Source organism: uncultured Desulfobulbus sp., from assembly GCF_963662935.2.
Classification (GTDB): Bacteria; Desulfobacterota; Desulfobulbia; order Desulfobulbales; family Desulfobulbaceae; genus Desulfobulbus.
Map to the genome: position 1 here is coordinate 170,986 of NZ_CAXXTL010000003.1, position 12,650 is coordinate 183,635.

Here is a 12,650-nt window from a genome sequence, read left to right on the forward strand (position 1 = left end):
CTTAACCCGAAAGCTCTATCCTTGGTTGCGTTTTTTCTTTCCATATCCTACAGTTTGCCAAGTGTATGCATTCCATCATTTCCTCTGCACAGGATGAACGTCCTACGGACAACAAACCATAGCGAAACGACAACCATGGACAATGCACCCAAACCAACGGCTCTTCCTACCGCCATCACCATCGGCTATGAAGCTATCCGGGATCTCGCTTTTTTTCAGGAGCAGTACGATCGGTTAACCCATGAAATCCAGCAGGTCAGGATTCAGTTGGAGAGCAGTCCGCCCCTGGAACCAGGTTCGCCAAAAGCGGACGCACGAGAGGAGTGGCGTTCCTGGCTGCAATTGCAGATCAAAAGCAAGCAGCACACCCGCGACGATCTGGTCAAGACTATCCAAAACAAAGGCATTCTGGTGGAAAACCTGCCGGAATAATCAACACCGCCCTGCCAACTGACCGGCAGCGGTGCAACACCAACCAATTGACACAATGCCATCCTATATTCGATTTCTCAGCCTCTCCTTTTTCTCTGTTGTCCTGTCGCTCACTTCGTCCTTTCAAACGGGTGCTGCCGAACAACCGCCAAGCCGTTTTTTTCTCATGGGCAGCGGCACGATGCATCTTAAAAACCTGCGCAACAATCGTGACGCCAAGGTTACTCTGCTTAATCCGGATAGATCATTCAACGAAGAGGCGTTCAACAAGGTGGACTGGGTGTTCGATTTCCCCGCTGAGGAGAAAGGTGAGCATATTTCCCCCCGGCTGTTGTTCATGCTCAGTTATTTTGCCGACCGCCTGGCACCTGGCAAGACAATCAACATCGAATCTGCTTACCGCAGCCCGGAATACAACAATCAAATCCGAGAGCAAGGCAACAATGCGGCTCAAACCAGTACACATCAAGACGGCTTAGCCCTGGATTTCTGGTTGCAAGGGGTGAGCGGGAAACAACTCTGGAAGACGATCCGGGCAAAAAACTGTTGCGGCATCGGCCATTACGGCGGCAAGATCGTGCATTTGGACGCCGGCAAGCCGCGTTTCTGGGAAGCGGCCACCTCGGGAACACGAGCCAAGGAGCCGGATTTCAACCGCCACCTCTACCTCGCTACCGACTTCGACCGTTACAAACCAAACGATCGGGTGCGGTTAGCCTTTTCCAGCCTCAGCAGCTATGATTTTGGTGTCCACCCGTTGGCACAGGTGTTTCGAGTCGACAATCTGCAAACCCCGGTCTCAGGCATCCGCATAGACAGCAAGGGTGAAACCGACTGTATCCGGATCGGCGAGCGCAAAAACGCTCGATTGCTGACCACCTCGCTGCCGACACATTTGCCTCCGGGGAAGTACACGATCAGAATAGAATTCTGTGAAAAACCGTTTGAGCAGATGCCCTCGGAGACTTTTTCCAATCCTATCGAGATGACGCCCTAGATTTAAAGTTTAGCTCATCGAAGAGGAGCAAACCGGCCGATGAAAAGGGTGTTGCCCTAAATGGAGACATCCCATTAACACTTAGAAGGCCCCCGGTTGTCAACGGATAAAGGTATCCGGGAGCGATGAACTTATCACTCTGTGGTCGGTACAATCCGACCAATTGCCCGATGAAGCGCGCCCTGACTTGGGTTTCATATTCGACGACAGAGTGACTCTGCGCCAAACACTTATCGAGGATCAACCACTTTGCCAGTTAAGACGATGCTGGCAAGAGCAACGAGCGAATGGAACCCGGTCGAGAATGGGCCACTCTCTTGCTCGTCGGAGACCGGGTTCCATTCGCGGGCTCGCCGGGAACGAAGGCCGGGTGATTGCGGCAAGGATTTTGTTGTCGCGTCCTAGAAACAATCGCGTACCCTCGTGCCGTCCCATTCAAAACGGCTTGGTCATGCGGCGGCATGCCAGAGTTAGAGCCGGGCTCGGGTGAGGGGCAGAACCACATCAACAAGCAGATGTTCAACGAGCGGGACGGACGGCCAATCAAGCCTTCTGGCTGCGGTGCAACCGGCAGACCATGGCCCATAATGCTGACGGCAGACGGAGGATATGCTCCGGAGGGCCATGCGGATATGCTCGAAAAAAGCTCCAGTTAGGTGTCGGGCTCGCCCGTCCCCTCGATTAGACGGCCAGGAACGTATGCATGTTGAACCCCTGCCGGTTTTTCAGCATGAAATAGACCGCTCGGCCGAGCTTGTGCGCCAGGATGGAAAGCGCCTTGCCTTTGCCGTGTTTCCGCACCAGCTTGTCGTGGAATTGCCGGCCCGGTTCGTTGCTTTTGAGGAACAGTTGCGCAGCCAAGGAAAAGGCCCAGCGGAGATGGGCGTTGCCGATCTTCTTGCCGCCACTGCCGTATTTCTTGCCGTTGGATTCCTTGGAGCAGGTGACCAGGCGGCAATAGGAGGCGAAATCCTGAACCCTGGGAAAGCGGCTGATGTCCTCGATCTCATAGAGCAGATTGAGGGCATTGATCCGGCCCACGCCGGGGATGCTCTTCAAGAGGGCATAAGCAGTCGGGTCATGCTCCTTTGCGTGGGCAATGATGTCCTGTTCGAGGACGGCCAACACCCGGTCATAGGCGTCGATCATGTCGAGATTGGCGGCCATGGACATGCACACCGAGGGATCGTCGAACCGATCCAGCAAGCCTTCCCGGTTTTGCGGTTTGGCGATCCGGCCCAGAGGCACCTGCAGGTTGTACTGGCTGGCGGTATTCTGGGTGTGGGCAAAGAGCTCGGCCCGCTTGCGCATGAGATGGTTGCGCCGGCGCATCAGGTCCCGAGTGGCACGCATCCGCTGGGGATACACGTAGGCCATGGGAATGAGGCCGCCCCTGAGCAAGGCAGCGATCTTCTGGGAGTCAATCTTGTCGTTCTTGCTTTTGCCGCCGTGGATGGCTCGCATGTAGAGCGCATGACCGAGGATAAAGGGGATGTTTTCCGTGGCGCAGAGATCGGCCAGCCAGTACCAGGAGAACATGCACTCGGCGCACACCACCAGATCATCCCGATAGGGGGCGATGGTTTTGAGGAAGGTTTCCGGCTCGGTCTTGATGTTGCGATGGAGCAGGATGTCCCCTTCCTGGCTGAGGATGCACAGGTACATTTTGTTGGTGTGCAGGTCGATTCCACAGTAATGCTTGTGTTGCTTGGTGTACAATCGCATGAGAAGGCCTCCTTGCTAAGGGTTGCTGATACCCCCATTATAGCGGAATAGTCCGCCGGGTGCTCAGGGGGCCTTCTCTAGTATCAAACCATCGAGCATTGCCATGGCGATTGAGCACATCTGCTCCGGCTTCACTCCCTCCTCACTTTGCCTAGAGCAGCGAATTTTCTATTGACTCCCTCTCCAGAGCTTGTCTACAATTCAGGCAAGTTGATCGAACAGATTCCCTCTCCCACCCACTTTACACCCCTTAGCCCAATCCCCAGTAATGAGGAGCAACCCATGTCCGATGCAGTGTCTTGCAAACCTTCCATCCTCATCATTGAAGATGAGGCTACTCAACGCCACCTTCTTCACAATCAGCTAGAATCACAGGGATACCAAGTGTATTCTGCGGCGAACGGCAGGCAAGGGTTGGCTATCTGGGAGGCACAACCCGACGTCAGGATGGTGATCACCGACCTGGCTATGCCCGACATGGATGGCGTCGAGGTAGTGAAAGCCGTCCGTGCCCAGGAAAAACGCTATACCTACCTGATGGTCTTGACTATTCTCGACGACAAGGAGTGTCTGTTGCGAGCCCTGGCCGCCGGGGCCGACGATTTTGTTGGCAAGCCCGTTCTGCGCGAGGAACTGAACTTGCGCCTTCAGAGTGCCGACCGACTCCTCCGTCTTGAGGATCACTACAAACTGGTGGGAGCCTTGGCTGAGCTGGCCGCAGTTCGTGCCGGAGAGGAGAGTGCACATGTGCAACGGGTGAAACGCTACTGTTTTCATCTGGCGGACGATCTGCAACACTACCAACCGCAACTGGGCCTGAATAAACAGAGAGTGGAAGATATTGCCAATGCCAGTGTGCTCCATGACATCGGCATTATGAATGTTCCCGACAGCCTCTTAAACAAACGCGGCCGGTTGAGCGTGAAAGAAATGCAACTTGTCCGGGAGCATGCCGCAGCCGGCGGCAAGATTCTACAAGATCTCTATGAAGAAACAGGATCGCCTTATCTGCTCTTAGCCCATGAAATGGCTGCAAACCACCACGAGCGATGGGACGGGAGCGGGTATCCGCAGGGATTGCGAGGAGAGGAAATCCCCTTGTCGGGAAGGATTATGGCGCTGGCCGACACCTACAACGTCTTGCGCTCACGCCGGCCATACAAAGACCCCATGCCGGCAGAACATAGCGAGGAGGTGATCATAGCCGAGAACGGTAAACACTTTGAGCCGATGCTGGTGGAGAGTTTCAGAAGGGTAAAGGATCGTTTCGCCGAAATTCACGAACAGCTGCGGGACAAGTCGGAAATGTGGTGAAAACCGATAGAGATACGTTTGCCTTATCAGGTTCCTTCAATTTTCTTCCAGAACACCACGATACGCTGCACCAATCACTCAGACCGGCAGGATTTGGTAGAGAACGGCGGCGATCACCATGCAGACAGGAATGGTCAGGACCCAGGCCATGACGATATTCCCGACTATTCCCCACTTAAGGGCATGAATGCCCCTGGTGCTGCCCACACCCATGATCGAGGTGGAGATAATGTGGGTAGTGCTGACCGGAATGCCGAAGTGGGAGGCGGTGAGAATAACGGCGGCGGCAGAGGTTTCAGCGGCAAAGCCATGCACCGGTTTGAGCTTGATCATCTTGCTGCCCATGGTGCGGATGATCCGCCAGCCGCCGGCCATGGTGCCCATGCCCATGGTCAGGGCGCAGCCGAGAATAACCCAGTAAGGCACCTCAAAGGTGGGCAGGGTGTGATAACTGACGAGGGCCAGGGTAATGATGCCCATAGTCTTCTGGGCGTCGTTGCTGCCGTGGCTCAGCGCCATAACTCCGGCAGAGACCAACTGCATTTTCTTGAAATATTTATTGACGGTGTTTGGGTTCGCCTTAGCACACACCCATAAAATCGTCACCATGCAGAGAAACCCGATGACGAAACCGATCAGTGGTGAGGTGATCATGGGGATCAATACCTTTTTCGTCACCCCTTCAAACTGCACCACGTGATACCCGGCTTTGGATATGGCCGCTCCCAGTAAGCCGCCAATCAGCGCATGGGAGGAACTGGAAGGAATGCCGTAGTACCAGGTGATCAGATTCCAGATAATGGCGGAAAGCAGGGCGCAGAGAATAACCCCTTGGGTGACGCTGTCGGTGGCGACAATGCCCTTGCCGATGGTACTGGCCACATGGGTCCCCATGAAGGCTCCGCCAATATTGAGCACCCCGGCGTAAAGGATGGCCGCGCGGGCGGTCAGCACCTTGGTCGAAACGACGGTGGCGATGGCGTTGGCGGAATCGTGAAACCCGTTGATGTATTCAAAAATTATCGCGGTGACGACAACTAAAATAAGCAGGGTCAGGACCATTTATTCTCTTCCTTTTTTCCGGGTCGCAATCATGGGCAGGGCGTATCCCCCGCTATTGACAAAACGATTGCCGCAGATCAACTGTGCTTGAGGGCGATATTGACAATCAGATCGGAAATGACTGAACAGATGTCCAAGCCATTTTCGATGCCCTTGTAGATATCGCGCAGCTTGAGCACATAGAGGGCATCGTATTTGCCGGAAAAGATCTCTTCCGTGGCGGTGAACAGAATCTCGTCGCCGCGATTCTCGATGTCTTTGATCCGGTAATTGCAGGCGGTAATGTCTTTGAGCGGGGCATTGTTTTTCAGCATGGAGATGATCGTCCGCAGCTCCTCCGCCGATTTGATCAGAATCTCCGCCTGCTTTTTGACGATATCGTTGTAGGAATCGATCTTGTAAATGCGCAGGTTGACGCAGGCTTTGAGAATGACCTTGGTGCTTTTGTAGAGGTTAGAGGAGATCAACTGGATATCCTCCCGGTCAATTGGGGTGATGAAGGAGGCGTTGAGCAGGGCCAGACTGCCCTCCAGGGCTTCGACTGCCCGCCGTTTATAGGTCTTGGCATGGATGAGATACTCTTCCCGCTGCCTCAGATCCGAATGGACGATCTGATAAAACAGCTGGGACGACAATTCGCAAACCTCAGCACCATCCTCAAAATGTTTATAGAATTTATTCTCCGGCGGAGGGAGTAATTTAGCGAGAAAACCAAGGCTCATAATCGTTCTTTCTCCTCTCAGAATTCAAAGCAATGAAAGCGACCCGGCAGCGTGACAGCAGCAAAATCGATAAGCACCCTCCCCAGCCAAAGATTGGGGACGACTGCCGGTAGACAACACAAAGCGGTACGTCACAAGCCGTACGACTTTACCTTCCTCACGCGATTATGACATTAAAAAAACAGTTTCCTGACATTTTTCCAACAGCCTCTCAAGGAGACTGCCATTCCGTCTTTATCGATGTAAATTCAAAAGATTGACCTCAACCAGCCTTGCCGATTTCAGCGAAACGCCCTGCCATCTTTCCCGAGACAAAGGATTGGGGAAACCGGTTACGCTTCGGTCGTTCTTGGCAGCATCATCAAGGATTCTGTTGTGAAACCATCGCCTTTTTTATATTGTTGCGGCTTATGCGGCCAGATATTGCAACAGCACTAAGAATTTTTCTCTTCACATGACAAACTCCAAGCCGTGTCCTGCCCTCCTCCTTCTTCCTCCTTCACCTGCCATTCGGGGAACGTCCAATGAAAGCCGCTATGAATAACAGATGCCGCCCGGCATTCATGGTGCTGGCATGGGGACTGACGCTCCTTACCGCCTGTTCTCCGGTCGGTCCTGATTACCAGGAACCCAAACCCGAGATGCCTGCCCGGTGGAGTGAAGCTTCCCAACAAGTCAGGGAAGAGAACGAGACGGCTCTCCACCGATGGTGGGCCCAGTTCAAAGACCCGGTTTTGGATTCGCTGATCACCAGAGCCGTGACCGCCAACCCCGATATCAAGATAGCCGAGACCCGCATCCGCGAAGCCAGGGCCCAACGGGGCATTGCGGTTGCGGGGGGGCTCCCCTCCCTTGATATCGGCGCCAGCGCCATCAACAGTCGCCGCAGCGAACATGTGAGTTCCGGTGGCCAAACCCAGGATCTGTTCCAGGCGAATTTTGACGCCGGCTGGGAGATCGATGTCTTTGGCGGTAACCGGCGGCAGGTTGAGGCGGCCGAGGCCTACCTCGCGGCCACGGTGGAAGACAAGCGAGATGTTTTTGTCTCGCTTGCCGCCGAAGTTGCACGGAGTTACCTGGAACTGCGAGCCAGCCAGCATCGGTTGGCCATTGCTCGAGAAAACAGCCGGACCCAGGAACAGACCGTGGAGCTGGTCCGAAATAAATTCCAGATTGGGCTAGGTGGCGAACTGGAAGTTGCCCAGGCCGAAACCCTGTTGGCCCAGACAACCGCTCAGATCCCGGCTCTCGACAGCAGCGCCATCCAGGCGATGCATCAGTTGGCCCTTCTCCTTGGCCAGCAACCGCACACCTTGAAAGCGGAACTGATAACGCCAACGCCAACCCCGCCGGTCCCACCGCAACTCCCGGCCGTCCTGCCCTCGGAACTCCTCCGGCAGCGGCCCGACATCCGCAGCGCCGAGCGCCAGTTGGCCGCTGCCACTGCCACTGTGGGCGTTGCTACGGCCGAGTTATTTCCCCGCTTTTCCCTTTCCGCCCTGATCGGCGCACAGAGCCTCTCCCTTGACACGCTCATCACCAAGGGCAGCCGCTTCTGGTCAGTTGGCCCAGCGGTCCGGTGGCCGTTGTTCGATGGCGGCACGGCCAGGGCCACTCTCGAAATCAGCGAGGCTCGTCGCGAGCGCGCCCAGGTGACCTATGAAAAAACGGTCCTTTCCGCCCTGGCCGAAGCGGAAAACGGACTCGTTTCCCTTGACCGGGAACGGGCAACCCAAAAAATGCTTGGAGAGGCCGTGCGTGCTAGTGAGCGGGCTGTGGTCATTGCCCGGGGCCAGTACAAGGCCGGAATCACTACCTTTCTCAATATCCTGCAAAGCGAAAATGCCCTCTATCAATCCCAGGATAAACTCGCACAAAGCGATCAACGCCTGGCCCTCAATATGATCGCCCTGTACAAGGCGCTAGGTGGTGGCTGGCAGAACCAGCCCCTTACCCCAGCCGCCATGCCCGGCACCAACAGCCCGGAATATAGAACCCCGGCAAGGAATGTTCCATGATCTCCTCGTTGCATGCATCCCCCTGGCCCTGTTCCCGGCTTTTTTCTCGTTTTTTTCCCTCCCAGGCTTTGGGACTGCTGGTTTGCTTCTTTCTTTTCCTGAGTTCCGCGGGTTGTTCACCCGACAAAGCAGGAGAGGGAAAAGGCGATCCTAAAAAGAAACCCGCTGTCGCGGTAAGCGTGGCTAGCGCTACCAAAAAAAATCTGCCGGTTGAGATCAATGCCACCGGCCATGTCGAGGCCTCGGCTACTGTGGAGATCCGGTCCCAGGTAACCGGTCTCCTTAAGACTGTGCACTTCATGGAAGGCGACGAGGTCAAGGCCGGCGAACTGCTGTTCACCATCGACCCCCGTCCTTTTGCCGCCAACCTGGCCAAGGCCGAAGCCGGTCTTGCTAAAGACAAGGCCGAACTGGAGAATGCCCGTCGCGAGGCGGACCGCTATGCCCTTGCCGCGCAAAAAGGCTATGTCTCAGTGGAACAGTCTGATCAGGCAGCCACCAGAGTTGTGACCTTTTCGGCCACGGTAAAATCCGATCAGGCGGCGGTTGACAATGCCCGGTTGGAATTGGAATACTGTTCGATCCGGGCGCCGTTCGCCGGCCGCACCGGGGAGATCCAAAGCGACCAGGGCAACCTAATCAAGGCCAATGCCGACGGCCCCATGGTCACCCTCAACCAGACCCAACCGGTCCTGGCCGCCTTCACCGTCCCCGGCCAGCACCTCCAGGATATTTTCCGCTACATGGCCGCAGGCGCCTTGCAAGTAACGGCAAACAACACCCTTTCCGACACGGAGCCGCTCATCGGCAAACTTGCTTTCATCGACAACACCGTGGACCCGACCACCGGTGTAATCCGGCTCAAGGCCAGTTTTTCCGACAGCCAAAAGCGCCTCTGGCCCGGACAATTGGTTGATATCCGCCTTCACCTGACCGACAGAATCGGCTGCATTGTCGTGCCCTCCCAAGCGATCCTGGCGGGACAGACCGGCGCCTATATTTATGTCGTCAAGGAAGATCAGACTGTTGCCTACCGGCCGGTGACCCCCGGTATGCTCTTCAAGGGCGAAACCCTGATTGAGGAAGGGCTGAAGGAAGGAGAGCGCGTGGTGACCGACGGCCAGCTGCAATTGGCTGAGGGCGTCAAAATAGCCGAGCGGCAGCCAGCGCAGGGCAAAACCGAAGGCAGGGACAAAGAGGCTGAACCCGGTGCCAACGGGGAGCGAGGAAAACAATGACCGGCGCCTCCGATCTCTTTATCCGTCGGCCGGTCATGACCGTGCTGGTGATGGTCAGCATTCTGCTGTTCGGCCTGATCGCCTACCGGCAACTGGCAATCAGCGACCTGCCCAACGTCGATTACCCGACCATCCTGGTCAATGCCAACCTGCCCGGCGCCAGCCCGGATACCGTGGCTTCAACCGTGGCCACGGTCCTGGAAAAACAGTTCGCCACCATCCCGGGAATTGATTCGATGAGTTCGGTGAGCACCACCGGCGGCACTCAAATCACCCTCCAATTTTCCCTGGAGCGCAATATCGACGCTGCGGCCCAGGACGTACAAACAGCAATTTCGCTGGCGGCCCGTAACCTGCCCGATTCCATGCCTTCGCCGCCTTCGTTCCGCAAAACCAATCCCGCTGTCGACCCGATCCTGTTCGTCTCGCTCAGCAGTCCGACCCTGCCGCTCTCCTTGCTTGATCAGTACGGCCAGACCATGAGCCAACGGTTGTCGATGATCAACGGCGTTGCCCAGGTCACCCTCCGTGGCACCCAAAAATATGCGGTCCGCGTCCAACTCGACCCGCGGGCGCTCAAGGGTTTCGACCTTGATGCCGACGAGGTCTCCAAGGCGATCAGCACCCAGAATACCACCCTGCCGATGGGCCAGTTGATCGGTCCCTACCGTAACCTGACTTTACAGGCCAACGGCGAACTCAAGGTGGCGGAACAGTACAAAAACATTATCGTGGCGGTACGCAACAACCGGCCTATTCGGCTGACAGAAGTCGCCTCGGTGATCGACAGCGTCGAGAATGACCAATCGGGCGCCTGGTTCTTCACTCCCACGACCAAGGCCCAATCCATCTTTCTCGCCATCGAAAAGCAGCCCGGCATGAACACCATTGAGGTAGCCGATGCAGTCAAGAATCTTCTGCCCAAGCTAGCAGAGGGGCTACCTGCCTCAATCCATCTGAACCTGCTGCGCGACGGCAGCAAGGCCATCAAGGAATCGGTTGAGGACATTCAGTTCACCCTGCTGCTGACCCTGGCCCTGGTGGTGCTCGTGATTTTTCTCTTCATCCGCAACCTCAGCGCCACGGTCATTCCCAGCCTGTCGCTGCCAATGTCAGTGATCGGCACCTTTGCCGTCATGTATCTGCTGGGCTATAGCCTCAACAACATGTCACTCATGGCCCTGACCCTGGCGGTGGGCTTTGTGGTCGATGATTCGATCGTTGTCCTTGAAAATATCGTCCGGCATCTGGAAATGGGCAAGGACCGGATGCGAGCCGCCATTGACGGGGCCCGCGAGGTGGGCTTCACCATCATCTCCATGACCTTGTCCCTGGTGGCAATTTTTATTCCGCTGCTCTTCCTCGGCGGGCTGATGGGGCGGTTGTTTCGCGAATTTTCGGTGACTATCGGTGTAGCGGTCCTGGTCAGCGGCGTTGTCAGCCTGACCCTGGTGCCCATGCTCTGCAGCCGATTTCTCCGCGAGGGAGGGCACCTTGAGCATGGCCGATTGTACCAACTGACCGAGGCCGGCTACCAGTGGGTGGTGCATCTGTACGATCGCAGCCTGCTTGCCGTGCTCCGCTATAAACGGATAACCATGCTGGTCTCCCTGGTCATTCTTGCAGCTACCGGCTACCTCTTCGTTGCTGTCCCCAAGGGTTTTATTCCCTCGGAAGACCGTGGCTTTATTATGGTTTCCACCCAGACCGACCAGGGCATTTCCTGGTCCAACCTGGTGGAGCACCTGATGCAACTCGGTCGCATAGCCCAGCAGAATCCGAATATCGACCGGTTCATGATCAGCGCCAACACCACAGGGTTCATGATGTTGATTCTCAAACCCCGAGCGGAGCGCGACCTGAGCGCCGATGAGGTTATCCAAGAACTGCGCCCCAAACTCAACAAGATCCCGGGCATCCGCGCCATGCTGGTTAACCCGCTGCCGATCACCATCGGCGGCCGCCGGTCCCGCAGTCTCTACCAGTTCACCCTGCAGGGTATCGACACCGATCAACTCTATGCAGTGTCGCGCCAACTCGAGCGGGTGATGCTCGACCTGCCCGCCCTGGTCGATGTCTCCAGCGATTTGCAGATGGACAATCCGGAACTCAATGTGGCAATCGATCGCAATCGGGCGTTGTTGCTCGGTGTCTCGCCGGAACGCATCGAAAACACCTTGTACAGTGCCTATGGCGACCGCGACGTTTCCACCATTTTCGGTGCCAACGACCAATACAGCGTCATTGTCGAATTCCAAAAACGCTTCCAGAACGATGCCTCGGCCCTGGACCTGCTTCATGTCCGATCCGACCAGGGGCGGTTGGTGCCCCTGTCTACCGTGGCAACCTTACGCGAAGGTCTCGGCCCGCTCTCCATCAACCATTCGGGCCAATTGCCTTCGGTCACCCTCTCCTTCAATATCAAACCCGGTTTTGCCCTCGGTCAGGTCCTGACCGACCTGCAACAACGGGCTGACACTCTCCTGACCTCCGGTGTCACCGCCTCCTTTCAGGGCAACGCCCAGCAGTTTCAGGCCTCGCAGGCGAGCATGGGCTGGCTCCTGGGGTTAGCGATCATCGTTATTTATATTGTGCTCGGCATTCTCTACGAAAGTTTTATCCATCCGCTGACCATCCTCACCGCCCTGCCCTTTGCCGGTTTCGGCGCCCTGATCACCCTGATGCTGTTCAAGGTCGAACTGTCGATCTACGCCTTTGTCGGTATTATCATGCTGATTGGTCTGGTGAAGAAAAATGGCATTATGATGATCGACTTTGCTATCGCCGCCCAGGCTGAGGGCAAGACTGCCCATGACGCAATCCACGAGGCCTGCGTCATTCGTTTCCGGCCGATCATGATGACCACCATGGCCGCCCTGATGGCCGGCATTCCGATTGCCCTCGGTCTTGGAGCCGGCGCGGAATCACGGCAACCGTTGGGTTTAACGGTAGTCGGCGGCCTGCTCTTTTCCCAGACGCTGACCCTATACGTCACACCGGTGTTTTATTTGTATATGGAGAAGGTACAGCAATGGCTCAGAGGGAGGAAAACAGCCAACTTGACCGCTGAGGAGGTTGGGTAGGCAAACAACATCCCCATGCATTCAGGAAGTGGAACAAAAAAAGCGATCCCTAGGGATCG

The 12,650-nt window shown here is 56.1% G+C and carries 10 protein-coding genes; 7 read left to right on the forward strand and 3 right to left on the reverse strand.

Features of this window, described 5'->3' with window-relative positions; translation table 11 throughout:
- Positions 1-135: 135 nt before the first annotated feature.
- The 3 genes from ACHZCX_RS19540 to ACHZCX_RS19550 all read left to right on the forward strand — a co-directional run bounded on the left by ACHZCX_RS19540 (position 136) and on the right by ACHZCX_RS19550 (position 2,085).
- Positions 136-432, forward strand: a complete 297-nt coding sequence (locus ACHZCX_RS19540) for a hypothetical protein (RefSeq protein ID WP_319588886.1) — start codon at positions 136-138, stop codon at positions 430-432.
- Positions 433-487: 55 nt separating this feature from the next.
- A complete protein-coding gene (locus ACHZCX_RS19545) occupies positions 488-1,429 on the forward strand; it encodes a DUF882 domain-containing protein (protein WP_319588887.1) in 942 nt (313 codons plus the stop codon).
- Positions 1,430-1,890: 461 nt separating this feature from the next.
- On the forward strand, positions 1,891-2,085 hold the full coding sequence (locus ACHZCX_RS19550) for a hypothetical protein (RefSeq protein WP_319585256.1): 195 nt from the start codon (positions 1,891-1,893) through the stop codon (positions 2,083-2,085).
- Between the two features lie 25 nt (positions 2,086-2,110).
- Here ACHZCX_RS19550 and ACHZCX_RS19555 read toward each other — a convergent pair whose 3' ends face one another.
- Positions 2,111-3,154, reverse strand: coding sequence for an IS110 family transposase (locus tag ACHZCX_RS19555; RefSeq protein WP_319585255.1), 1,044 nt, complete (start codon positions 3,152-3,154; stop codon positions 2,111-2,113).
- 282 nt (positions 3,155-3,436) lie between these two features.
- Between ACHZCX_RS19555 and ACHZCX_RS19560 the strand changes: the two genes are divergently transcribed.
- Entirely contained in the window at positions 3,437-4,468 is a 1,032-nt protein-coding gene (locus ACHZCX_RS19560; RefSeq protein ID WP_319588888.1) for an HD domain-containing phosphohydrolase, read from the forward strand.
- Between the two features lie 78 nt (positions 4,469-4,546).
- Here ACHZCX_RS19560 and ACHZCX_RS19565 read toward each other — a convergent pair whose 3' ends face one another.
- Both ACHZCX_RS19565 and ACHZCX_RS19570 read right to left on the reverse strand, forming a co-directional pair.
- Positions 4,547-5,530: an inorganic phosphate transporter gene (locus tag ACHZCX_RS19565; RefSeq protein ID WP_319588889.1), complete on the reverse strand. Its 984-nt coding sequence runs from the start codon at positions 5,528-5,530 to the stop codon at positions 4,547-4,549.
- Between the two features lie 77 nt (positions 5,531-5,607).
- The gene (locus ACHZCX_RS19570; protein ID WP_319588890.1) at positions 5,608-6,252 is read right to left on the reverse strand and encodes a DUF47 family protein; all 645 of its coding nucleotides are present in this window, start codon (positions 6,250-6,252) and stop codon (positions 5,608-5,610) included.
- A gap of 536 nt (positions 6,253-6,788) precedes the next feature.
- On the opposite strand from ACHZCX_RS19570, the gene ACHZCX_RS19575 reads away from it, so the two are divergent.
- The 3 genes from ACHZCX_RS19575 to ACHZCX_RS19585 are packed head-to-tail and all read left to right on the forward strand — an operon-like array spanning position 6,789 to position 12,591.
- The gene (locus ACHZCX_RS19575; RefSeq protein ID WP_319588891.1) at positions 6,789-8,270 is read left to right on the forward strand and encodes an efflux transporter outer membrane subunit; all 1,482 of its coding nucleotides are present in this window, start codon (positions 6,789-6,791) and stop codon (positions 8,268-8,270) included.
- A complete protein-coding gene (locus ACHZCX_RS19580; protein WP_319588892.1) occupies positions 8,267-9,508 on the forward strand; it encodes an efflux RND transporter periplasmic adaptor subunit in 1,242 nt (413 codons plus the stop codon). The genes ACHZCX_RS19575 and ACHZCX_RS19580 overlap by 4 nt, the downstream gene beginning before the upstream one ends.
- Positions 9,505-12,591 carry an efflux RND transporter permease subunit gene (locus tag ACHZCX_RS19585; protein ID WP_319588893.1) on the forward strand — a complete coding sequence of 1,029 codons (3,087 nt, stop codon included), beginning with the start codon at positions 9,505-9,507 and terminating at the stop codon, positions 12,589-12,591. Before ACHZCX_RS19580 ends, ACHZCX_RS19585 begins: the two co-directional genes overlap by 4 nt.
- The last annotated feature ends 59 nt before the right edge of the window (positions 12,592-12,650 follow it).